The sequence below is a fragment of the Lelliottia nimipressuralis genome (assembly GCF_004115925.1).
GTDB classification, from domain to species: domain Bacteria; phylum Pseudomonadota; class Gammaproteobacteria; order Enterobacterales; family Enterobacteriaceae; genus Enterobacter; species Enterobacter nimipressuralis.
On sequence record NZ_SDDX01000008.1, the window covers coordinates 386,781 to 410,260 of the forward strand.

Genomic DNA, 23,480 nt, shown 5'->3' on the forward strand with positions numbered 1-23,480 from the left:
ATGGCAGATAACTATACGGCACGTCAGGACGGACAGTGGACAGTTGTCAGCACCAGCCCCGATGTTTGCAAAACCCCGCGAGGCGATTCTACACCGCCAGTGCCCTACCCGGTGACGGCTAATATGGGCGCAGCAGTGATGGTAGTGCCATCGGTGAAACTGAACAGCTGCCCGGCAGTCGTCCTCAATCAGAGTTCCATCCCGCAGACCCAGGGTGATTCACCTGGGGCTGCCAAAGGTGTCAGCAGTGGAACGGTGGGAGATGTATGCGAGCCACTCGGTCACAGCGAGACGGTATTCTTTGGTGGTAAACCAATCCTGCGGCACAACGATGAATTTTGGATGAACAGCCGCAATACTCTCGGCATTATCGTCGGGCAACCGCCCCCAGGAGGGGTATCTGCTGAAAACGCCGACCCGGAAGATGAACCCGAAACCAAAGAAGAGGAAGATGACGACGGCAGTTGGCTGGACGCGCTGCAGTTAGGGCTTGATATTGCGGGTTTTATACCCGTATTTGGTGCGCTGGCGGACCTGGCAAACGTGGGCGTCAGCGCCGCAAGAGGGAATTACGCCGAAGCAGCCATGTCACTGATGGCGGCAGTGCCCGGAGTAGGTGATGCAGCGGCTGCAGGGAAAATGCTGGCGAAAGGCGCAAAAGCCACTGCAAAGATGGCATCCAAAGCAGCAGAGGCAGAGAAAGCGGCAAAACTTGCCGCAAAAGCAGCAGCAAAAGCAGCCAAAGCCGCGGCGAAAGCTGCCCGCGAGGCGGCCGCAAAATTAAAGGGTGGCATCGTTAAGGGATGGAAGAAGCTAAAGAGAGGTTCCGGAAAAGGGGCTGAGGGGAAAAAGTGCACCAAACCCGGAGAACCCGTAGATGCAGGAACCGGTGATTTTCTCCAGGAGTTCAGCGTGCTCCATCTCCCCGGTTCTCTACCGCTGATGTTGTCCCGGTTTTATCGCTCCCAGTCCCACGCTGGCGGTACATTTGGTCCCAAATGGACTGACGAATGGTCTGCCTCTCTGATAATCCATGGCGATGAATTGCACTTTACCGACAATGAAGGTGTGGTGCTCTATTACCCGGTCCCACAAGATGGAATTTTTAACAGCGTCGTTAACTCCCGTCAGCCACATTATAGGCTGGCGGGTGATATGCACGGGGAACTGACACTTTTTGACCGCCGCTCGCAGCAGACGCAGGTTTTTGCTCCTGCCGGAGTTGGCATCTGGCTGCTGTCAGCCCTTCATGATAACTATGGTAACCGGGTTGAGTTCATCCGTAATGATGCTCTGTTAACGGACATTCACCACAGCGACGGCTACACCCTGACCCTTAACTGGCAGCACAACCAGCTGATGAGCATTGACCTGGTGACCCCTCAGCACCAGCGTCTCGTGACCTGTCGCTACGACACCAATGGCTATCTGACGGAATGCGACACCTTCCAGTTCACCCATTTATGGCATGAATACTCTACCGAAGGCTACATGACCCGCTGGCGGGATACGGATAAAACCTGCGTGGATATCTGTTATGACGCACAGGGCCGTGCCATCAGTACGCTGTCCACCGAAGGCTATTACGACGACCGATTTATCTATCAGGATGAAGAGTCTTGCACCACCTACGTGGATGCGGAAGGCGGCGAAACCCGTTACTGGTATAACGAAGATGGCCTGGTCACCCGAGCTGTCGACCCGCTGGGCCGGGAAGAAATTACGGTCTGGGAGAATACGCAACTTCAGTCCCGCACCGATGCCCTGGGTCGCACGACCGAATACGACTATAACGATGAAGGCGATATCAGCCATATTGCCCTCCCCGGTGGCTACAGCCTCTGGTATGAATATAACGCCACCGGGCAGCTAACTCGTCTGACCGCTCCGGGCGAGCAGATCTGGCAGTGGGCTTACGACGACCACGGTAGCATGGTCTGCCTGACTGACCCACAGGGACGCGTCCAGCAGTTCAGTTACAGCGACCAGGGTGATTTGTTGCAGAGGATTTTGCCCGGCGGTGCAACCTGGCGCTGGAGCCATGACGCCCTGCATCAGGTGCGAGAAACCATCGCCCCGAACGGCGGTATCACGCACACCGAACAGGATTTTCTCGGTCGACTGTTAAGTGTGCAGGACCCGCTCGGCTTCACCACCCAGTTTCGCCACAGTAAACATCACGCCGGGCCACAGGGCAGCGTGGAAGAAATCAGCCGCCCGGACGGCGTCCGGGAGCTGATTCGCCATAACAGCGAAAAGCTCCCGGAGCACTTCACAGACGGTGAGGGCAAAACCACTTCTTACGAATACGGTGCCTTTGACCTGCTCATGGCGATGACCCGCCCCGACGGCGAACGCCTGGCATGCCGGTACGATAAACTCACTCGCCTGACTGAAATCATTAACGCCGAAGGCGAACGTTACCGACTCACCTATGACAAAGCCGGACAGCTGATTGCTGAAACTGACTTCACTGGGCGCACGCTGACGTACGAATACGATAATGCAGGCCGCTGTATCCGCACCCGCTTCCCGGACGGCACATGCCTGAACCGCCGCTACAATGTCACCGACCAGGTCACAGATGAGCAAGTGACGCGGGGCGATAGCAACCACACTCTCAGCACCACCACTTTTCGCTATGACACTCTGTGCCGTCTGGTAGAGGCAAAAAATGATGCGGCGACGGTCACGTATGACTATGACGGCACAAGCCGTCTCATCGCCGAAACCCTCAACGGCAGACGCACGGAGTATCAGTATGATACTGATCGTAACACGGTATCTCAGCGCATCACTGGCGGACTGACTGAACACTTCACCCGCGGCATGACGGGCGAGCTGAAACAGTGGCAACTCAACGACCATGCTCCCCTGACATTCACCCATGATCTATGCGGCCAGGAAACGTCCCGCCAGAGCGACGCCGGGTTTTACCAGCAGCTCAGCTACACGCAGACCGGCATGCTGACAAAGCAGAAAGCCGGGAATCAGAACACCGGGTCGGATGAGCTTAACAGCAGTCTGGCGCGGGAATGGCTGTACGACAAAGCCTACAACCTGACCATGATTGCCGACTCCCTGCGTGGCACTGCGGTGCACAGCCCGACGGCAAACGACCAGATAAGCCATGCCACCTGGACCGGCAGCCAGAGTGTGCCGATGCGTGAAGAGCGCTTCACCTACGACAAAAATCTCAACATCACCCGCCGCCAGACCTGGATAAACGAGGTGATGGAAAGCGAAGCACACCAGCAGCAACGGCATGGAAGGGTAACATTCCGGGAACACAAGGCCTGGCGACATACCACTTCACGCATCAACCCGGATACAGGAAAACCGGAGGAAGGTAAATTTGTCCGGGTGGTAAACGCGCATAACACCGCCTGGAAGTACGATGTGAACGGTCGTCTGGTGGAGAAACGGGTCGATAAAGGCGGCTACCGCCCTCTTCTCTGGCGCTACCGCTGGGACGCCCGGAGCCAGCTCACGGGTATCGAAACGCCGGATGGCGAACGCTGGGAATATAAATACGACCCGTTCGGCCGGCGCATCAGTAAACGCTGCACCAGCCACAACAAACCGGGGATGGATTTTCACTGGAACGGCGACCAGCTCACCGACGAAATTCCCGTCGGCTCTGACGGCAAACCGGATGATGAAAACGCCATTCGCTGGATATACGAACCAGGCAGCTTTACACCGCTGGCGCGCTACGAAAAGGGACAGCTGCACTATGCGGTAACGGATACGGTCGGGCGCATCCAGGAACTGCTGACCGAAGACGGCACCATCGTCTGGCGGGGAAAACAGCAACTGTGGGGCCGGGAAAAGAGTGAAAATAACGCTAACGTCTCATGCAGACTGCGTTTTCCGGGCCAGTATGAGGATGAAGAATCCGGGTTGTATTACAACCGGTTCCGGTACTATGATTGTGAGACTGGGCAGTATATTTCGGCGGACCCTATTGGATCCAAAGGGGGGATAAACCTCTATGCCTACGTCATAAATCCATTGCAATGGTTAGACCCTCTAGGATTAAAGAGGAAAAAGAGAAGCAAAAATTCTGGTGGAACGTTTACCGACAGTAATGGTACGGTACGAAATTCAGATGGAACGTTCGCCAGCGGAGAATCAACTTCAGCCTCCAACGGTAGGCAGGCCCATAAAAACTATGAACTCACACAAGGGGGAGGATATGATTTCAATCGAAGTATACCTGGCAGCGAAGGTAAATTCAGACCTGATGCTATAAATTTTGAAGATAATATTGTTCGTGAATTGAAACCAGATACTCCTTCAGGAAGGTGCAAAGGTAAGAGGCAACTACAGGGGTATCTTGAATATCTAAATGAGCATTTCCCTTGTGATGGTGGTTGGACTGGGTTCTTGGATATCTATCGTTCTTAAGGAGTAAATGTATGGAAAAAAAATAATATTTGACAAATTTACCGAGTTTCTGCGTGATCTTAGTTTCAAAAAATATGGAAGCTTGTGGGGGAAAGTATGTAATGAGTATCTTTTAGTTCTATATTTAAGAAAAAGCCAGTGGGCTAATAAGTATTATTTAGAGATAGGTGGCATTTGTAGTCATGACAAACATCAGGATTTTTCTAAGAAAGCGAAAGATATAGACTTCATAATTTCTGCGGACAAATTAGTTCCAGAGTTAGACTCTGTCATTTTGGACTCAGCTCTTGATTTGGAAGTTTCTGATGATGCAAAGTTAGAGCGATTGCTCCGTGAGCTAAATAGATACTTAATTCCTTATTTGGAAAATTTGAGTACGAAAGAAGGAGTGAAGAAACTATATGTAGATGGAAATCTTAAAGCTGCAATGATTGATGCCCGAGCTCGTGAAGTTCTAAACCTTTGATCAACATTATGAGTAACATTTTTAAATAGAGGGGGTGTTTTTATTTACTTCATAAAAACTGAACGATGAAATAAAATCGTATTTATATTTATAAAGATCACCCCCTTTATATTTGCATTTTACAATGTTAATCAAAATATATAAAACCAACACTTCAAGAGACTTCAAAATATGTAAATGGATATCAAAACAGTAATCTATTTTCATCCTTGTCTATAATAGTACTACCGCAGAGATGTTCGGAACTATCATCGGGCTGAAAACTACTGAAGGAGGGACCCGGGAATATAAATATGACCCGTTCGGCAGACGTTTTACCAATACGCTACACCAGCTATGAAAACCGGGTACGGACTTTTAATGGAACGGCCAACAGCTGATGGAGAAGATCCCAGTAAGAGTATATGGCACTGTGCAAGATGGAAACACCATTGGCTAAATATTTGACCCGAGCAGCTTTACACCGCTGGCGCGCTACGAAAAGGGACAACTGCACTATGCGGTAACGGATACAGTCGGGCGCATCCAGGAACTGCTGGCCGAAGACGGCACCATTGTCTAGCGGGGAAAACAGCAACTGTGGGGCCGGGAAGAAAGTGCGAATGACGCTTACATCTCATGCAGACTGCGTTTTCCGGGTCAGTACGAGGATGAAGAATCCGGGTTGTATTACAACCGGTTCCGGTACTATGATTGTGAGACTGGGCAGTATATAAGTCCGGACCCGATTGGGTTGGCAGGTGGGGTAAATCCTTACGGGTATGTGCATAATCCGTTGGGGTGGATAGACCCTCTAGGTTTAACTAAGAATTATAAGTCTGAATCCCCTTATCACGGACCAAAACCTGAATACGATCCCGCGACACATCATGATCCGTCTTCTCCTGATTTTAGAGGTGGAGGTAGTAAAACAACACCTCTGCCACCAGATGCAGAGGAAGTTTATCGAAAATCAGTACCTGCCGATTCTTCAGGAAACAAATGGTTTGGACAAAATAGTGAAGGCGAGTTCTATCGCTACCAAGGGAACAATGGGAAAGTTCATTGGAATGGTAGAGAAAATTCAGAAAGAGGATTAGAAGTTCCATCTTGGATTCGTAAAAGATTCAAACAAATAGCAGGAAAAATCAAATCACTAGGTGGAAAATGTGGATAAACTTTCATTCGGCGAAAAAAAACTGTTTTCCATTGAAATACAAATTGACAATAAATATATTAACGCATCTCTATTTTTAAACAATGAGGAAATCGGTAATAAAAGAGAAAATGCGCCTCTAGAAACCTTCGTTGCTTTGCTGGAAGATAAAGTAAACAATTATGGGTATACTACAGCCGGCCGCCTTATGAATCTTGATAAATTCAGTATCTATTCGTATGTGGTTGACGGATACAGAAATGCAAATAACTGGAAAGTTTCTCAAACCCTGAGTTACATTTGGATTACTTTAGATTTAACACCATGCTTTGATGGAGAAATAGTCATTCTATTATCTTCGAATGAGAATGACAGAGTTATTTGGAGAAAGTTCAAGAATGAGGATATTAAAGAGATTTTTCTTCCACCAAGATACGTTTTAAAGCAGATGAAGTCTTTAATCAATAAGTTCTCACAATAAAAACCACAAAAACCAGGGTTCTGACTCAACAATAAACCAACTAAATAGGTTGAAAAACTTATGGAGAACTCTGGAAATATCAGTTCATCTCTTTAGTTGGCGAAACATCATGCGTCGGATACCCGAGGTTATTTTTACTGAGATGATAACTATTTATTAAAGGGAATCCCGGTGGGTTCTGACGGTAAACCGGGTAACGAAAACACCATTCGCTGAATATACGAACTGGACAGTTTTTTACGCCGCTGGCACGCTACAAAAAGGGCCAGCTGCACTATGCAGTAATGGATACGGTCGGGCGCATCAAGGAACTCAGCACCATCGTCTGGCGGGGAAAACAGCAACAGTGGGGCCGGGAAGAGAGTGCAAATGACGCCAACGTCTCATGCAGACTGCGTTTTCCAGGCCAGTATGAGGATGAAGAATCCGGGTAGTATTACAACCGCTACCGGTACTATGATTGCGAGGCAGGGCAGTATATAAGTCCGGACCCGATTGGGTTGGCCGGTGGGGTAAATCCTTACGGGTATGTGCATAATCCGTTGGGGTGGATAGACCCGCTGGGGTTGGCTTGTTGTGCAATAAAAGCTAGAAGCCGGAATGAAGCTTTCAGACTTGCTAAAGAATATGCCCAAGTTCCTCGTATTTCTCGTGGTGGCCTTAATATTTCATTAGACGACCTGAAGGTGACCAGTCGTGGGGAAAATTGGGAGAAAATGAAAGCTGCTGGCGGTCAGAAATTGGGACGCAGAAATCCATCGGGTAAAAATGAATGGTTTGAGCATCCCGACGGACACCCAGATGCGGGAGAGCCGGGCATTCCAGATTATCATTCAGGCGGTCATATACATGCTATTGATCCACAAGGCAATGAAAAGGTATTTACATGGTAAGCTGCAAGTCTATGTCCATTGAGCGAGTAATTAAATTCCCTCTTCCTATTTGGATGGCAGATAATTTTATACGAGCAAAAGAATTATGTACCGAACCATACTGTATATGCTATCAAAGGGATGTGGACAATAACGGTTTTGGCCCTTACGGTTTCTCTACAGATAAGTCACAAAAAATAATATCCGGTGTCTTTGGTAACATTTCCCATTTGGATGCCGAGCGAAATAGTATCAAAGAACAAAATAACATTAATATTGACGGAGTCTATTTCTATGGCGAAAGAAGCAATAACTTGATACTTGAACATAATAAATTCCACTCATTCAAAGCCAAGAATAGAATGAGAACAAAAAGAGGGCTAAGTGCAGAACCATTACCTGCAGAGCCATTTCTCTTTAATTTTATCAAAGATGGAATTTATGACTCTAACAAGCTCAATTATTTAATAATTAATGGCTATAACTTCTTTTTGAGTAAGTTTAACACGCCTCAAGCAGGGCAGACTCTATTTTTATTTGAACCAAATGTTTGGCATAAAATAAAACTACACTGTGAATTGAATGAGGTGCATACGCAAGAGTTTAACTCCCCCGAACAATTAAATTATTGGTAATAATCTTACACGTTATGAATAATGACCGAAACGGTCTTACATATATACGCGGCCATTTTAAACTTAGCAGCTATTACAAACGCACTTAGTCACTTAACGCCCCGACGGCGAACGCCTGGCATGCCGGTACGATAAACTCACTCGCCTGACTGAAATCATTAACGCCGAAGGCGACCGTTACCGACTCACCTATGACAAAGCCGGACAGCTGATTGCTGAAACCGACTTCACTGGGCGCACGCTGACGTACGAATACGATAATGCAGGCCGCTGTATCTGCACGCGCTTCCCGGACGGCACCTGCCTGAACCGCCGCTACAATGTCACCGACCAGGTCACAAATGAGCAAGTGACGCGGGACGATAGCAACCACACTCTCAGCACCACCACTTTTCGCTATGACACTCTGTGCCGTCTGGTAGAGGCAAAAAATGATGCGGCGACGGTCACGTATGACTATGACGGCGCAAGCCGTCTCATCGCCGAAACCCTCAACGGCAGACGCACGGAGTATCAGTATGATAGTGACCGTGACACGGTATCTCAGCGCATCACTGGCGGACTGACTGAACACTTCACCCACGGCGTGACGGGCGAGCTGAAACTGTGGCAACTTAACGGCCATGCTCCCCTGACATTCACCCATGATCTGCGCGGCCAGGAAACGACCCACCAGAGCGACGCCGGATTTTACCAGCAGCTCAGCTACACGCAGACCGGCATGCTGACAAAGCAGAAAGCCGGGAATCAGAACACCGGACCGGATGAGCGTAACAGCAGGCTGGCGCGGGAATGGCTGTACGACAAAGCCTACAACCTGACCATGATTGCCGACTCACTGCGTGGCACTGCGGTGCACAGCCTGACGGCAAACGACCAGATAAGTCATGCCACCTGGACCGGCAGCCAGTGTATGCCGATGCGCGAAGAGCGCTTCATCTACGACAAAAATCTCAACATCACCCGCCGCCAGACCTGGATAATAACCATACCTTCGTTACCACGCATGTGAAAAATACAGAATTCTGCAATTTTAACGGTATAGGACATATCCATATCAAATCCAACATCACGCAATTCTTTATCTATGAGATGAGTCTTAGGCATGCGATTGACGCCCTGATATAGAAATATCACATGTATCTGCCGGGCCGCACCACGGGTTGAAGTATGAGCAGGCGCTGAAAAGGACATACCTATGTCAACCAGACAGCAAGCATTGCAGCAGTCGCAGGAAAACGTAACGATAACGTTCTCAAATTTTATTTAATTAAATGCTCTATTACAGACTGTCACGCCTTTCACCAGCCATTGCGGCCAAATGGCTGCCCAGTCGGAGCCATGCGCCATGCCGCTTACCACTGCCGTGTGGGCGCAGGTTCCGCCTGTCACCTGCACAAAACGACGGGCGACCTCGGGGGGAACTGTTTCATCCGCGTCGCCGCTGAGATGCAGCTGTGGAATGTGCTTCAGCTTGCCGGCATGGTCGATGGCGCTCATTGCGTCAGGCATCGCGCTCACATGATGCAACTCGTTGACATAATTGACATCGAGATTACCCGCCACGGTGCGCAGCACCCGGACATCCCCACGCCGTTCGGCCAGCAGCGCCGCGATATTACCCCCGCCAGAATATCCCGTTAATTCAAGCGTCACGCCCGGATAACGCGCCGTAAACTGGCTTAGCGCCTCGTCCATCGCCTTCAATACCTGCGGGGAGAAACGATCGGCGGTCCACCAGCGAACACTGCAATACGCAGGCAACGGCGGCCCTATAAACTGACATGGCCGGCCCAGATAGAGCACGCTGGCGTGAGTATCAGCGGCAGCCAGCTTCAGGCCAACGGGATTGCGTGGAGTCGGATCGTCCGAGGGCCGCGTGCGGCTTTGCCAGGCAAATCCATCCCCTTCGATGTAGACATGCAGTGACGTCACGGTGGGTGCAATTCGACTCCAGCTGGCAATCAAAAAGGAATCTGTCTGAACATTTTCTCTGGTAAGACCTGCATCCTGCGCAATCTGGCTTGCCGTCTCCCGGGGTTCGACATAAACGCAGCCCGTGAATAAAAAAGATAAATTAATCAATAGGGCTGCAAAGAATATATTCTGTTTAACCCGCAAAGCCATATCTCACCCTAAGTTAAATTAAAAACAACACAAAATTTATGGAATTATTTCTCAATGAAATAATTAAGCAAAGCTTATTGTTTTTTGCAACAAATTGTATATTCTGCGCCCGAACAATATCGGATTAATCCGAAGTTTCTCCATCTGCATTTTTACAACAATCGCAACTTTGTGACGGCTCACCATGAGAAAAAAATATCTTAGCCAGCTGATTTCTTTGCTGGTGGCTTCAACAGCGGCACAGGGGCTGCTGACGACCCATTCTATCGCAGCATCAGACGTCATCATCGACACACCAATGTCCGGCCTTCAGGTGCTCGGCTCAAACGATGTTATTCGCGTGACCAATACCGGTTCCCTTAGCGGCGCGCCCACAACCGCGTTAACGCTTCAACAGGGGGCGACGGTCACTACATTCACCAACGAGGGCCTGATCACTGATATTAACGATAATAATCTGCCCTTCAGTATGAATGTGGTTCAAATTGACGGTACAGCCGGTACGTTTGAAAATAACGGCATTATTCAAAGCGTTAATCAGTACCATTATGGCAGCATAGTCGAACTGAGTGCGTCGGGCGTCGTGGATAATTTTATTAACCGTGGCACGATTCAAAATTCGCTGAATAATTTTAATATGGGGATGGATAATACCGGCTCCATCGAAAATAACGGCCATATTATTAATCTGACGAACACGGAAACCGGAACCATTACCGGCTATCGCGGTATTAATAACCTCGGCACTATTGATAGTCTGACCAATGCCGGCGTAATTACCGCTGCGAATAACAATTTTATGCCGATGCCCGGGCAAAACGGCGCGATTTATAATCGCGGGATCATTGGTACGCTGCATAATACGGGTACGCTCCAGACCGGTACCCTCAATTATTTCGGCAGCGCCGGGGTGATTAACTGGGGGACGATCAACACCCTTATCAATGACAATCTGATCAGCGGTAGCGCAGACGCCATTACCAACTATGGCACCGTAGGTACCCTTGAAAACAATGGCCGCATTGCTGCGATTAACAATGGTATTTTCGCCAGCAGCTCCGACGGCAACGCAATCGCCGAGATCGTGAACAACGGCGAAATCTCGGGCGGCTATTACGGTATTTACCTTGCCAGCTACAGCAACCAGAATCCAGCCACTCAAATCATCAACAACGGCACCCTGAGCGGCGGCAACTCTGCCCTGTATATCTACACGGATATTAACGCCAGCGCGGATATTACGCTGACCAACAACGGTGTGGTGAAAGGCGATATTTACTCCCAAAGCGCAGCACCGTTACTCATCAATGGCGGTAGCACGACCACGGGAACCTTAACCGGCCAGAACGGGACAGGCACCCTCACCAGCCAGCACTCAGACGTCATCTTTGGCACCGGTTCACTGCTGCTGAACGATAACGTGAATGCGGCCACGGTCCAGAACCGTGGCGCGTCCTTGCAGGTCAATACAGACATTACGATTGCCGGGGATTACCACCAGAAAGCCGCAGCAGCGCTGATTTCAGGTATCTCCGATCTGGCAACCCAGAACGGCACGCTGATGGCCGACAGCGGCTATGGCCGTTTGAATGTCACCGGCAATGCGACAATCGAAGAAGGTTCGAGCATCAACCTGGTCCGCACGGGTGGCACGTATCAGTTCGCGGAAGGCCAGCGCTATGTGGTGATCAATGCCGCGGGATCGGGCACCGATTACAACGCCGATAAGCTGAACTACAGCGCGAGCGGCTATCGCGGCGCCGTGAGTGGTTCCGTTTATGAGACAGGAACAGACAAAGCGCTGGTCTTGACCGTGGGCGCCGAGCCTCCGGTTGTGACACCGCCTGTTGTCACGCCACCGGTTGTGACACCACCTGTTGTGACACCGCCCGTTGTGACGCCACCGGTTGTGACACCGCCCGTTGTCACGCCACCCGTTGTGACGCCACCGGTTGTAACACCGCCAGTGGTGACGCCACCGGTTGTAACACCGCCCGTTGTAACACCACCGGTTGTAACGCCGCCAGTGGTGACACCGCCGACTCAGCCAACGCCAAAACCTGCGCTGGCGACGATCCCAAGCGCCAGCGCGGCATTGGGCGGTCTGGCGAACTACACCGGGATCTCCTCTCCGCAGCTGTTGGATCTGTATAACGCCTCGTTAGCCATCCAGGGCAAAGACGAAGCCAACCGCGCGGGCGAGAAACTCTCCCCAGGCCAGAACATCAACACCAGCTCTGCCGCCGCCGTGGCGACCTCTACCGCTCAGGCGGTTGTGGGCGCGCACATTGATGCAGTGCGTAATCCTCACACCTCCGGCACCAGCGGCGTCGCGACCGGTGATGACTACACAAGCAACTGGATCGTCTGGGGTCAGCCGTTTGGCGGCTATGCGCGTCAGGACAGCAGTGCTGAAATCAGCGGCTACACGGCGAAATTTGGCGGCCTGATTCTGGGCGCCGACCGCTCGCTGGGTGACGACTGGCGTCTGGGCGCGGCCGTGAACTACAGCAACACCTCCGTGCATGGTAAAGGCAATCTGAGCGGTAACACCTCCACCGCCGACAACTACGGCATCATCGGTTACGCCGGTTACACGGGCGATCCGTGGTATCTGAACCTCTCTGCCGGTGTAAACCGCCAGAACTACAGCTCGGTTCGCCGCGCAGACTTCACCGGCTTCTCCGGCGCTGCTCAGGGTAAATTCAACGGTCAGTCCGTCACCCTGCAAACGGAGTTCGGCTATCCGGTCACGCTGCCTGCCGACGTTGTCGTCACGCCGCTTGCTAGCCTGACGTACGGATATCAGCATGTGGATGACTATAAAGAGACAGGCGGTAACGGCATGGCGCTGAATGTGGGCAGTACCCACTCCCAGTCTGTGGTGAGCGATATCGGTGCCCGCATCGAGAAAACCTTCGCGACCGGTCTCGGCAGCCTGACGCCGTTCGCGCAGGTCTCGTGGATTCATCAGTACGATAACCGTCAGGTGAGCAGCCATGCGACCTACGCCGCCGATGCCGTCGGTGAAACCAGCTTTATCACCAAAGGCGCATCGCCGGTGGAAGATATGGCGGGTGTGGCGATCGGCAGCACGCTGTACGACGCCAACGATCTGAGCCTGGACGCGCGCTACGATCTGCAAGCGGGCGAGCGCTATCAGGCGCACACCTTCAGCCTGCGGTTGCGTAAGATGTTCTAATTGCTGTGAATAAAATGGGGCCGCACATGGCCCCATTTTTTTATCATGGGCGGCAAAACATTGAGTTTTTCATCGGGCGCGTTAATAGTAGTTCTTTTCCCGATAAGAAAATGCCATGAGCCAAACTGCACTCTCCTCTGCATTAAAGGGCGGCGCGCTGCTCCTGATGCTGATCTTGATTTATACCGGCCTGTTTACCGGGGACCGCGTCACCTGGCTGATGGAAGTCACTCCCGTGGTCATCGTGGTACCACTGCTGCTCGCTACCCAAAAACGCTACCCACTCACTCCCCTGCTTTACACGCTGATCTTCTTCCACGCGATCATTCTGATGGTCGGCGGAATGTACACTTACGCCAAAGTGCCCATCGGTTTTGAGGTTCAGGAGTGGCTGAATCTGAGCCGCAACCCGTACGATAAACTCGGACACTTTTTCCAGGGGCTGGTGCCTGCCCTGGCGGCGCGTGAGATACTGGTGCGCGGCGGTTACGTCAATGGTCGCAAAATGACGAGTTTTCTGGTGTGCTGCATCGCGCTGGCCATCAGCGCGACCTACGAGCTGATAGAATGGTGGGCGGCGCTGGCGATGGGACAAGGCGCGGATGATTTTCTCGGCACGCAGGGCGATCCCTGGGATACCCAGTCAGATATGTTCTGCGCCCTGCTCGGCGCGCTCACCACCGTCCTGCTGCTGGGGCGTATTCATCAGCGGCAGCTGGAACGCATCTGAGGAATCGCCACCCATCGCCACCCCAAGCCGACCGTGGCGACCACGATTGTCAGGGTCGCTGCCATGTGCAGGGCAAAATCCAGGGGATGCACTTCAACGGAGTGGCAAAACGACAATAGCGTCAGCGCCATGCAGGCGACGCCAGCCCCTGCCGAGGCGAGACTTTGCAGGGGATGAAGGCTGCGGGTACGGCGCAGATAGCCGATAACCAGTAGCACCATCGGCGCGCTGACGGTCATCATAAAGACGTAGCAGTTCACCGCGTCACGATGGTGAATCTGGGACGACTGGCCCATATTCGCCAGCACGCAGCCCAGCCACACGATCAGCAGCGGCATAAACCACTTCCAGCTCAGGGGACGACGCCCGGCGATGCTGAGTAAAAACGCATTGCGGATCGCCAGCACCCCCATCACAAACGTCAGCCCCAGTTGCAGCAGGGCCAGCAGTGCGCCCGCCTGGGACCAGTCCGTCGCCACACGCTGCAACAGCAAACTGCAAAGCCATCCGCTCGGCAACGCCATTAACGTCCACGCCAGCACGCGCCAGCCATCGCGCCACGGGCGGGTGACGGGCTGCGCCTGCCGACTCAGTTTTTCGATTAACAGCTCATGATCGGTCATGATTCGCTCCCATCCGGCGAAGATTGGTAATAGCCCTGTGCAGCAGGGATTTCACCGCAGAGATCGTCAGATTGTGACGGCTTGCCGCCTGCGCAAGCGTCATCTCCTGCAGATGAATATGTTCCACGATTTGCCGCTGGCGGGCGGGCAGCCTGTTGAGGATCAGCGCCAGCTCCTCCTGCTCGTCCTGATGTTCCACGCTCTCGACAGCCGCGACGTTGGCCAGCGCCTCTTCCGTATCCGTTTCCCTGCGTAACGTCCGCCCATGATGGCGCAGCGCATCGACCGCCCGAGCCTGAGTAATCGCCATCAGCCAGGGTAAAAAGGGGCAGTCTGGATCGTAGGTATGGCGAACCCGATGCACTGTCAGCAGCACATCCTGGATGACATCTTCCACCAGCGCCGGATCGAACACCTGTCGGCGCACTATCGCGCGGATAGCCGGGACGATCGCCCGCAATAACTGCGTATAGGCGTGACGATCGCCGGCCTGAGCTTTTGTCATCAGCTCAGGCCAGGCCTCGCGCGGGGCAAGCCCGTTATCCATATTCCGCCATAACGATTACCTCATGCTTTTTTGCCAGCCGCCTGATTCAGGGCGTTCACCACGATTGAGGGCGTCAGCACTTGCGGGAGCACGTGCGGCGCGCTTCCGTCTGCCGGATAGACCACGTACAGCGGCAGACCGCCCTGGCCGAACATGTTCATCGCATCATCGATGTCCGCGTTAAATTTGGTGGAGTCCGCCACCATATACACTGCACCAGTGCGGGCCATCGCCTCTTTCACCGCCTGCGTAGAGAGCGATGTGCGATCGTTCACCTGACAGGTGATGCACCACGACGCGGTAAAGTTTACGAAGATCGCTTTGCCGTGACCGCGCAGGGCCGCCACGCTCTGCGGAGACCACTTCACGGGCGCCGCGTTATCCGCCACTGCGGTCACAGGCGCCGTTGATCCTGCGTTGATCGCCCTCGGTAACGGCACGATGGCGACAACAAAAAACGCCACCGTGATAGCCAGCAGCACTTTGTAAGAGTGGCCGAGATAGCGTCTGCGCTGCGCGATACCGTACAGCCACGCGGCAAAGCTCACCACCACTGCGCTCGCCAGCATCACCGCCAGCGCCGTGGTGCCGGCCTGCTGCGCCAGCACCCACACCAGCCAGGCAAAGGCGCCCAGCATTGGAAACGCTAGCCCACGCTTGAGCACATCCATCCACGCACCAGGGCGCGGCAGGCGACGGGCAATTGCCGGGAACAGGGAGACGAGGGTAAAGGGGGCGGCAAAACCGAGCGCCAGCGCGAAGAAAATGGCCAGTGAAACCGCAGGCGGCTGCACCAGAGCATAGCCCACGGCACCCGCCATAAATGGCGCGGAACACGGCGTGGCCACCACAATCGCCAGCGCGCCGGTCAGGGCAGAACGAACAAATGCTCCGCGACCGACAGAGATCTCCCCTGCCCGCTGCAGCGACAGCCCAACCTCAAATACACCGAGCAGGTTGAGTGCAGCCCCGAGAATAATCAGCGCCAGAACCGCAATCACCAGCGGTGACTGCAGCTGAAATCCCCATCCCACGGCGGTTCCCCCGGCGCGAAGCGCCAGCAGCAGCGCCGCCAGCGCCATCATGGTGAAAATCACCCCGAGCAGAAAACCCAGCCCTTCGGTTCGTGCGCTTTTCGTGTCGCCCTGATGGCGCATGATCCCCAGCGCTTTCAGGGAGATCACCGGGAAAACACAGGGCATGAAATTCAGGATCACGCCGCCCAGAAAGGCGGCAAAAATGGCGGTTAACATAGCAAACCTCGAATGCGAACGTCGGCGTTAATCAGGAGTGCGATTTCGCATATTGCTTCACGGCGTCCATCGTTTTCTGAATGTGCGCATCCGGGTTGCGGTCGGTGTAGCTCAGCAGAATTTTGCCATCCGGGGCGATGACGAAAGAGGTGCGATCGGAGAGGGTTTTACCGTTCATCTGCATCAGCGTTTCATACTCGGCCGCCACTTTCGCACCAGGATCGGCTGCCACCGCAAACTTATCGCGGCACTCCAGTTTCGAGAATTCATCCACCTGGTCGACGTTACCGGCGGTTACCCCCACCACCGTGGCGCCCAGTTTTTTGAAATCATCCGTCGCTTCGGCGAAGGCGTGGGCTTCCAGCGTGCAGCCCTTGGTAAATGCCGCCGGGAAGAAATAGAGCACCACCGGCCCTTTTTGCAGCGCCTGCTGTAAGGTGAACGTCAGCGGTTTACCGCCGAGCGCGCCCTGAAGGGTAAAATCGGGCGCTTTCGCTCCGGCTTCGAGCGCGGCCTGGGTGTTCATGGAAAACAGTGAAAGGGTCAGTACGGCGGCGGCGGACGCGATTTTCAAACGTTTCATGGTCAACTCCATCAGGGAAAAGGGGGGCTATCTGAATAATAGTTCGTTAGCCCGCGAGCAAAAGTTTCGCCCGACCATAAAAAATGTATCGCTGTTAGCTAAATTTACGCACCAGAAAATCGAGATCCTCTTCTTTTACCGCTCTGGCAAGGTAATAACCTTGAAAACTTTTGATGCCAGCGGCGGATAAGGTATTAAATTTTTCCTCGCTGTCCACCCCTTCGGCGACACAGGCAACGCCAGTAATATCGCTGTAATACTGCATCGCTTTAATCAGACTGAAATCACTGTCGTTTGCGGCAAATTTATCAACGATATCTTTATCAAGTTTCAGGCCATCAAAAGGAATTTGTCTCACCGGGAACATAACGTGATCGCTTGAAAAACAGTCATCTAAAAACAATCTGCACCCCGTTTGGCGCAGGCGCTGCATGGTGTCCGCAATCCCTTTATCCAGCGTTACATCAATCGTTTCGGCGAACTCAAACACCAGTTTTTCTGCCCAGTGTTCATCACTTAACATTTCAACGGCTTTTTTTGCCATCCCTGGTAAGGCATTTCCGGATGCCAGTTCAGGAGGGATATTAACGGAGAAATAATATTTCCCATTATATTTGTTAATCCCGCGAACGGCGGCATCAATAACCAGAGCCATCAGCTGCAACCAGATATTTTTATCATGCAAGTTCGCCAGAAAATCTGCCGGTTTAAGGATGACGCCTTTACGATTCCAGCGCAGTAATATTTCAAAGCCAACGCCTCTTTTATCACTGTCGGTAATAATCTGATACACCGGAAATATTTCTTTATTTATCAGCGCGGTGGTGAAACGCCCGTCTAAATAAGCATTATCATGACTCACAGGCTCGCCTGAAACAGCGAATGTCGCCCGAAACAGCGCGCCACGGCTTAAAAAGGTATTGATCAGCTGCAATTTCCGCAGGCCCTCTTTGCGATAAACGTATATCGTTTTGATCGCCAGACCACAGGCTTTTGCCTGGGCTTTGACCGACACGCCACGATAGAAAGAGAGCACAGAATCTAACTCCCGGCTCGTCAAACCCTTTTCAAAACAATCTTTTACTTTTCTCTCAAGGAACGCGGCCTCTTCCAGCGGCGGGAACACTGCCGTCACAATATCCTGACAGGGGTGCGATAAATTCGCGACGCGTATATTTCTGAGTTTATTTTTATCCCTGATCAAACTGTACAATGTGCGGTAAAGCCAGTTTGCCGGTAATTGACTGTAAATAAGGACGGTGACTTTCGCAGGTTTGGCGTTGAGCAAGACGATCATTTTTTTCAACGAACCTAAAATTTCGCAGATATCTCCTTTAAGGAATACAGAAATCGTTGCACCTGCACTGGCGTACACCGCATTCAGTTCTTCCTGGGATGGCTCATCACCATCGACCATAATACGGTAAGCGCAGATCCCGCTGTTATTCAGAAGCATTTCATACCCTTGCCAGGCATAGCTGCAGGAAGAAATGACGTATTGATTCTGAAAACGTTTCAGGTAGTTGGCACGTGCATCCCAGGCCATGATAATCTCCAGCGAAATATAAATGAGGGTAAAAATGTTTATTGCGAAAAGACGATAGCTGTCAAAATCAATGACCAGAAATAAAAAATAATGATGTTTGCGAACGCCTTTGACACCTTTGCCACTGCGTCTCTGAATAGCGAGATCATAACAAACCGGGAATGTTATCACCATAGATTTAATATCGTATTTTTGTATAAAACAGGTATCTCCTGTGTTTTTTGTTTAAAACAAAAACATTACTCATCGCGACAGGTGGACATATTTACGTTAATTACCCAACGTATTTAACGTAAATATGTTCATTCAGTAAACATCCACACATTCATTCAACTTCATTTCGTCATCCTCTGCCCACCACGCAAATACACACTTCCTGAATATTATTCATAAATACCAAAAGTAAATTCCACTTATCACATGTATAATAGTGAAGCTAAACATTCAATAGAGAAATGAATACCCCCATTGGCTCGTCTCAACATAGGACAACCGTATGGATATCCATATATCATCAAGGGCTTTACTGCTTCGAAGGGATGTGATTAAAAATAACCCAAGATTCAGCGAAGCAATAAAACAACACTTCACCATTAATGATGCCATCTACAAAAAACAACCGTTGTTCTACAAAACGATGCTCCAGGAGTCACGGTTCAATATTGTGTTATCGATGTGCTGTTTTGTTTTTGGCGATCAGGCCTCTTCAGTATCAGAAATAAAAGAGTTATGTACCCGATATAAAATTGCCAGTCCAAATAGTGTCATAGCCATCATTACTTTACTCAGAACTACCAACAGAATTAAAACCTGGCGGTGCACCGAGGATCGGCGCAAGACCATCATCGAACCAACAAAAAAAGGATTAGACGAACTTAAAAATTATATGTCCGGGGCCTTTTTACCCGTAAGCACTTTATATCCTGATTACAACGTCAATATTAACCTGCTGGATAATGATACGCTCAGACACAGTTTTTTTCGGCGGGCCGCAGAATATCTTTTTCGTGGTGTTACCTTTAAAAAGATTTTGCCAGAGGTAGGATTATTTATTGAGAAAGATGGCGGGCGCATGATCATGCTGTATCTTTATCTGCAGGCGATGAAGAATAAAAATGCTCACGGTGCAACCATTGATTATTCAGCCAGCGTGCTGGCAAAAGAGTTTTTTGTTTCCAGAATTCATGTAAACCGGATCATGAAATCCGCTCAGGAGGCTGGCTATCTGAAAGAGCGAGAAGATGGACGCATCAGTATTTATCCAAATTTTTTACAGCTGGTCGAAAACTATGCCGGACTTTACTTTGCCTACGTCACGCATTACCTGAATATTCATCCTAAAGAGCGACTGTCTTCTGTCTGATTAAATTTCACCGGAAAATTGAACTGGCGAGCGGTTTTCCGATCGCCAGTATTCATTATCTTTCGCGCAGGGCCTCTTTGGTTTTATTCAACGGTTTCAGCAGGTAGTCAATGATGGTTTTACTGCCCGTTTTAATATCCACGGTCGCAATCATCCCTGGAAAAACAGGAAATTCTTTCCCCTGCTTATTCGTCAGGTGATTACTCGTGGTTCTGATATAGACCCGGTAATAGTAAACATCTCTTTTAACATCATCCTGAATCGTATCAGGAGAAATCATGGTCACTTCGCCTTCCAGCCCGCCATAGATGGAGTAGTCATAGGCCGTCACTTTGACCAGCGCTTTTTGCCCCGGATGGATAAAGGCCACATCGCGCGGGGAAATTTTGGCTTCAATCACCATCTGATCGTCGAGCGGCACTAGGCTCAACAATTTTCCATTTGGCGGGATCACGCCTCCGACGGTAGTGACATCAATATCTTTAACAATCCCGCGGACCGGCGCGTTGAATGTCAGACGGGTGAGGGAATCTTCACGCCCTTTCATCACCGAACGCTGGGCTTCGATTTCCGCATTCGCCTTGGCTAACTCTTCACGGGCGCGAACGTAATACTGGTTTTGCATTTCCGTGATTTTATTCTCAAGCTCATTTTTTTGACGCTCAAGACGCAGAACTTCCACCTTGCTGGCCGCCCCCTGGGTGACCAGCGGTCGGGTCAATGATAGCTCGCGCTGAATAAGTGTTACCCCCTGGCGCAAACCGGTAAGCCCTTTTTCCAGGCTGTCGCGACGAGAGTGATACAGCGCGGTCTCCTGTTTGACCAGCTCAACGTCATCGTCCAGCTCTTGCGGGAAAACCAGCGCACTTTGATTGGCCTCCGCGTTCAGGCGCGCGGCAGTTGCCATCGCGGCATTCAGCCGGGATTCACTCTCCAGCACGCTGGACTCGGTTTTGGTGCGATCCAGCTGCGCCAGCTGTTGCCCACGCTCGACGATATCCCCTTCACGCACCAGCAGCTTATGGATAATCCCCCCTTCCAGCGACTGAATAACCTGCTCATGCGAAGAGGGAATCACTTTACCGCTCCCGGTGGTCACTTCATCAAGCTGGAACATACTTGCCCAGATCGTGAAAAGAGCAAAGAGCGCAAACAGAGACCAGGCAACCAGCGTCGAGCGCGGGAGTTTAGGCTCCTGAAGACGGCTGTTGAAACGAGAAAAATCACTCATGCCACCCCCTCCTCAGTTGCGGCCTTCGCGGGAGCGGACGGCTTCATTTTCACGGTGCGCTGCGCCGCCTTCTGCGGGGCCATACCATGGTTATTCAGGATCTTGTCGCGCGGGCCATCCATAATAATTTTGCCGTTTTCCAGCACGATGATGCGATCGACCAGTTCCAGAATCGGCAGACGATGCGTGGCCACCACCAGCGTTCGCCCGTCGCCGAGCCAGTTTTTGAGATGATGGATAAACTGCTTTTCGCTCACTTCATCAAGCCAGGCGGTCGGCTCATCAAGCAGCAGGATATTCGGTGCGGTGAGTAACGCGCGCGTCAGCAACAGGGCCTGTCGCTGGCCGCCGGACAATCCGGCCCCGCCTTCGCTGATCACATAGTTCAGCCCCATTTTTTGCTTGCGAACAAACTCCAGCGCCCCGCTGACGGTTAATGCCTGATGAATCTCCTCGTCAGTCGCCAGCGGATTCCCCATCACAATGTTGTCGCGCACGGAGCCAAAGAACAGGCGCGCCTGCTGGCTGAGGAACTGCATATCGCGGCGCAGATCGGCCGTGTCGAGGTGATTCAGCGCCACATCATCGAGCAAAATGGTGCCCTGCTGCGGTTCCTGCATCCCCGCCAGAAGCTGTAACAGCGTGCTTTTGCCGGAACCATTGCGCCCCAGAATCGCAATCCGCTCGCCCGCATTGATGCTCAAACGGGGGATGTTCAGGACGTTTTGCTTCTCTTCTTCGTCGTAATAAAAGCCGACCTCCTCCAGCACGTAGTGGCCACGCAGATGGGCTTTATGCACCTTTTTACCCTGCAGGGGATCGTCAATCGGACGCTGCATCAGATCGTCCAGCCCCTTGCGGGCCACTTTTGCCGACTGCCAGCGCGACAACACGCCGGAAATTTGCGACAGCGGCGCGATAGTGCGCGAAGCAAGAATCGATGTCCCCACCAGCGCACCGGTGGTCATGTCACCGCTGATCACCAGATAACAACCAATCAGCAGGACCACGGCATAGACAATCGACTGAACTTCCTGCGTCCACGTCAGAAGCAGGCCGGTGAGCCAGCGCTGTTTCATCCCGACGCTCGCCGCCACGTCGTTCGAGTTGTTCCACTGGTTCTGAAAACGCTGCTCCGCGCGCATCAGTTTAATGTCTTCGATGCCCTGCACCGCCTCGACCAGCGTGGCGTTACGAATGGCCGATTCGCGCATCCCTTCCGTGGAGAGCTTTCCGAGCGGACGCTGGATCAACAGACCCGGAATCAGCAGCAGCGGTACCGCAAGCAGCACCACCAACACCAGCGGGCCGCCGATCATCCACAGAATGAAAACGAACAGCAGGAAAAACGGCAGATCGGAAATCGCCGCAATCGTCGTGGAGGTGATCAGCTCGCGAACAGACTCCAGCTCGCGAATCTGGGCGATAAAGGAGCCGGTTGATTTTGAGCGGGCACCGTTTTTAATGCGCAGGGCGTGGGCGAACACCCGCTCCGAAATGCGCAGATCGGCGCGCTTCCCGATCACGTCTGAGATGTGTACCCGCAGCATACGCATCACAAATTCGAAGGTAATGGCGAGCATCACGCCGCCAAACAGCACCCACAGGGTGGCCTCAGACTGAGAGGGCACCACGCGATCGTAAACCTGCATGGAAAACACCATCCCAGACAGGGCCAGCACGTTCGCCACCAGCGCCACCAGCATGATGTCGCTGTAGCGACGCCAGTCTTTCAGCGCCAGCTGCCAGAACCAGTTCTTTTCATAAGGTTTGATGTAATCATCGACCCTCGCGTCGGGCGTCGACTCCAGCGGGCGCAGCACGATTAACCCCGTCAAACGGGTACCCAGCGCGTCGCGCGTCAGACTCGTTTCCAGTCCACCGTCACCGCTGAACTGCAGGCTGACGTTGCCCTCTTTGTCCATCCGGTTGATGACCGCAACCTGCCCGCCATCAAACTCCGCTAACAACGGCAGACGCCACGGATCAATCAGTGCTGCATCCGCCGGCACAACGCGCAGCCTAAGCCCGAGCTGGCGCGCCATATCGTTGAGCACCTGCTCTCGCGGAGAGTGGCTCTCGTGATGAATCGTGACCCGGACGTGTTCTTGCGAATAGTCCAGCCGGTAATGTTTTGCAACGAGCACCATGGCCTCAAGCCAGGGTTCGTACTGCGGGTGAGTCTTCATTTAGCAACGTCCTGTTCAGGGCGAAGATGTCGCTCTGAAATGATATCCCTGTGGAACGGCCAGAATGTAAACCCTTTCTGAACGTGT

General features: G+C 52.1%; 17 protein-coding genes and 1 pseudogene. 10 read left to right on the forward strand and 8 right to left on the reverse strand.

Annotation, left to right across the window (positions count from 1 at the left end; genetic code table 11):
- From ETG88_RS08190 to ETG88_RS08225, 7 genes and pseudogenes are all read left to right on the forward strand, one after another.
- Nucleotides 1-4,410 carry a PAAR-like domain-containing protein gene (locus ETG88_RS08190; RefSeq protein WP_149044957.1) on the forward strand — a complete coding sequence of 1,470 codons (4,410 nt, stop codon included), beginning with the start codon at nt 1-3 and terminating at the stop codon, nt 4,408-4,410.
- 7 nt (nt 4,411-4,417) lie between these two features.
- Nucleotides 4,418-4,876, forward strand: coding sequence for a DUF4304 domain-containing protein (locus ETG88_RS08195; RefSeq protein WP_129035138.1), 459 nt, complete (start codon nt 4,418-4,420; stop codon nt 4,874-4,876).
- 589 nt (nt 4,877-5,465) lie between these two features.
- Nucleotides 5,466-5,678, forward strand: a pseudogene (locus ETG88_RS22630) (RHS repeat-associated core domain-containing protein); the annotation flags it as partial.
- Between the two features lie 346 nt (nt 5,679-6,024).
- Entirely contained in the window at nt 6,025-6,492 is a 468-nt protein-coding gene (locus ETG88_RS08210; RefSeq protein WP_129035139.1) for an Imm42 family immunity protein, read from the forward strand.
- A 494-nt stretch (nt 6,493-6,986) separates the two neighbouring features.
- On the forward strand, nt 6,987-7,385 hold the full coding sequence (locus tag ETG88_RS22535; RefSeq protein WP_276528579.1) for a hypothetical protein: 399 nt from the start codon (nt 6,987-6,989) through the stop codon (nt 7,383-7,385).
- Nucleotides 7,386-7,396: 11 nt separating this feature from the next.
- The gene (locus tag ETG88_RS08220; protein ID WP_129035140.1) at nt 7,397-7,999 is read left to right on the forward strand and encodes a hypothetical protein; all 603 of its coding nucleotides are present in this window, start codon (nt 7,397-7,399) and stop codon (nt 7,997-7,999) included.
- A gap of 157 nt (nt 8,000-8,156) precedes the next feature.
- Nucleotides 8,157-9,011: a hypothetical protein gene (locus ETG88_RS08225; RefSeq protein ID WP_491546703.1), complete on the forward strand. Its 855-nt coding sequence runs from the start codon at nt 8,157-8,159 to the stop codon at nt 9,009-9,011.
- A gap of 254 nt (nt 9,012-9,265) precedes the next feature.
- Here the strand turns inward: ETG88_RS08225 and ETG88_RS08230 are convergent, their stop codons facing one another.
- Entirely contained in the window at nt 9,266-9,934 is a 669-nt protein-coding gene (locus ETG88_RS08230) for an alpha/beta hydrolase family protein (RefSeq protein ID WP_338091935.1), read from the reverse strand.
- 376 nt (nt 9,935-10,310) lie between these two features.
- On the opposite strand from ETG88_RS08230, the gene ETG88_RS08235 reads away from it, so the two are divergent.
- Together ETG88_RS08235 and ETG88_RS08240 are read left to right on the forward strand one after the other, a co-directional pair.
- Nucleotides 10,311-13,328 carry an autotransporter family protein gene (locus tag ETG88_RS08235; RefSeq protein WP_129035143.1) on the forward strand — a complete coding sequence of 1,006 codons (3,018 nt, stop codon included), beginning with the start codon at nt 10,311-10,313 and terminating at the stop codon, nt 13,326-13,328.
- Between the two features lie 115 nt (nt 13,329-13,443).
- The gene (locus ETG88_RS08240; RefSeq protein WP_129035144.1) at nt 13,444-14,058 is read left to right on the forward strand and encodes a DUF2238 domain-containing protein; all 615 of its coding nucleotides are present in this window, start codon (nt 13,444-13,446) and stop codon (nt 14,056-14,058) included.
- Here ETG88_RS08240 and ETG88_RS08245 read toward each other — a convergent pair.
- From ETG88_RS08245 to ETG88_RS08265, 5 genes are all read right to left on the reverse strand, one after another.
- On the reverse strand, nt 14,034-14,681 hold the full coding sequence (locus tag ETG88_RS08245; RefSeq protein ID WP_129035145.1) for a DUF1109 domain-containing protein: 648 nt from the start codon (nt 14,679-14,681) through the stop codon (nt 14,034-14,036). The two genes, ETG88_RS08240 and ETG88_RS08245, sit on opposite strands and share 25 nt — an antisense overlap.
- On the reverse strand, nt 14,668-15,228 hold the full coding sequence (locus ETG88_RS08250) for an RNA polymerase sigma factor (RefSeq protein ID WP_129035146.1): 561 nt from the start codon (nt 15,226-15,228) through the stop codon (nt 14,668-14,670). Before ETG88_RS08250 ends, ETG88_RS08245 begins: the two co-directional genes overlap by 14 nt.
- 20 nt (nt 15,229-15,248) lie before the next feature.
- Nucleotides 15,249-16,481 carry a protein-disulfide reductase DsbD family protein gene (locus tag ETG88_RS08255; RefSeq protein WP_129035147.1) on the reverse strand — a complete coding sequence of 411 codons (1,233 nt, stop codon included), beginning with the start codon at nt 16,479-16,481 and terminating at the stop codon, nt 15,249-15,251.
- Between the two features lie 31 nt (nt 16,482-16,512).
- Nucleotides 16,513-17,064 (reverse strand): peroxiredoxin, encoded by a 552-nt coding sequence (locus ETG88_RS08260; protein WP_100778946.1) that lies wholly within the window; start codon nt 17,062-17,064, stop codon nt 16,513-16,515.
- 94 nt (nt 17,065-17,158) lie between these two features.
- Complete coding sequence (locus ETG88_RS08265) at nt 17,159-18,784, reverse strand: EAL domain-containing protein (protein WP_338091934.1); 1,626 nt, start codon at nt 18,782-18,784, stop codon at nt 17,159-17,161.
- A 322-nt stretch (nt 18,785-19,106) separates the two neighbouring features.
- Here ETG88_RS08265 and ETG88_RS08270 point away from each other — a divergent pair, with 322 nt between their 5' ends.
- On the forward strand, nt 19,107-19,973 hold the full coding sequence (locus ETG88_RS08270; RefSeq protein ID WP_102104758.1) for a MarR family transcriptional regulator: 867 nt from the start codon (nt 19,107-19,109) through the stop codon (nt 19,971-19,973).
- A gap of 55 nt (nt 19,974-20,028) precedes the next feature.
- Here ETG88_RS08270 and ETG88_RS08275 read toward each other — a convergent pair whose 3' ends face one another.
- Together ETG88_RS08275 and ETG88_RS08280 are read right to left on the reverse strand one after the other, a co-directional pair.
- Nucleotides 20,029-21,204 carry an HlyD family type I secretion periplasmic adaptor subunit gene (locus ETG88_RS08275; protein WP_100778944.1) on the reverse strand — a complete coding sequence of 392 codons (1,176 nt, stop codon included), beginning with the start codon at nt 21,202-21,204 and terminating at the stop codon, nt 20,029-20,031.
- Nucleotides 21,201-23,393, reverse strand: a complete 2,193-nt coding sequence (locus ETG88_RS08280) for a type I secretion system permease/ATPase (RefSeq protein WP_129035148.1) — start codon at nt 23,391-23,393, stop codon at nt 21,201-21,203. The genes ETG88_RS08275 and ETG88_RS08280 overlap by 4 nt, the downstream gene beginning before the upstream one ends.
- Between the last annotated feature and the right edge of the window lie 87 nt (nt 23,394-23,480).

What these genes read in the sequence shown, in the direction of transcription:
- ETG88_RS08195 (WP_129035138.1), top strand. Translation starts at nt 4,418, where the DNA reads ATGTATGGAAAAAAAATAATATTTGACAAATTTACCGAGTTTCTGCGT.
- ETG88_RS08265 (WP_338091934.1), bottom strand. Translation starts at nt 18,784, where the DNA reads ATGGTGATAACATTCCCGGTTTGTTATGATCTCGCTATTCAGAGACGC.
- ETG88_RS08240 (WP_129035144.1), top strand. Translation starts at nt 13,444, where the DNA reads ATGAGCCAAACTGCACTCTCCTCTGCATTAAAGGGCGGCGCGCTGCTC.
- ETG88_RS08190 (WP_149044957.1), top strand. Translation starts at nt 1, where the DNA reads ATGGCAGATAACTATACGGCACGTCAGGACGGACAGTGGACAGTTGTC.
- ETG88_RS08250 (WP_129035146.1), bottom strand. Translation starts at nt 15,228, where the DNA reads ATGGATAACGGGCTTGCCCCGCGCGAGGCCTGGCCTGAGCTGATGACA.
- ETG88_RS08255 (WP_129035147.1), bottom strand. Translation starts at nt 16,481, where the DNA reads ATGTTAACCGCCATTTTTGCCGCCTTTCTGGGCGGCGTGATCCTGAAT.
- ETG88_RS08220 (WP_129035140.1), top strand. Translation starts at nt 7,397, where the DNA reads ATGTCCATTGAGCGAGTAATTAAATTCCCTCTTCCTATTTGGATGGCA.
- ETG88_RS08260 (WP_100778946.1), bottom strand. Translation starts at nt 17,064, where the DNA reads ATGAAACGTTTGAAAATCGCGTCCGCCGCCGCCGTACTGACCCTTTCA.
- ETG88_RS08245 (WP_129035145.1), bottom strand. Translation starts at nt 14,681, where the DNA reads ATGACCGATCATGAGCTGTTAATCGAAAAACTGAGTCGGCAGGCGCAG.
- ETG88_RS08270 (WP_102104758.1), top strand. Translation starts at nt 19,107, where the DNA reads ATGGATATCCATATATCATCAAGGGCTTTACTGCTTCGAAGGGATGTG.
- ETG88_RS08280 (WP_129035148.1), bottom strand. Translation starts at nt 23,393, where the DNA reads ATGAAGACTCACCCGCAGTACGAACCCTGGCTTGAGGCCATGGTGCTC.
- ETG88_RS08235 (WP_129035143.1), top strand. Translation starts at nt 10,311, where the DNA reads ATGAGAAAAAAATATCTTAGCCAGCTGATTTCTTTGCTGGTGGCTTCA.
- ETG88_RS08275 (WP_100778944.1), bottom strand. Translation starts at nt 21,204, where the DNA reads ATGAGTGATTTTTCTCGTTTCAACAGCCGTCTTCAGGAGCCTAAACTC.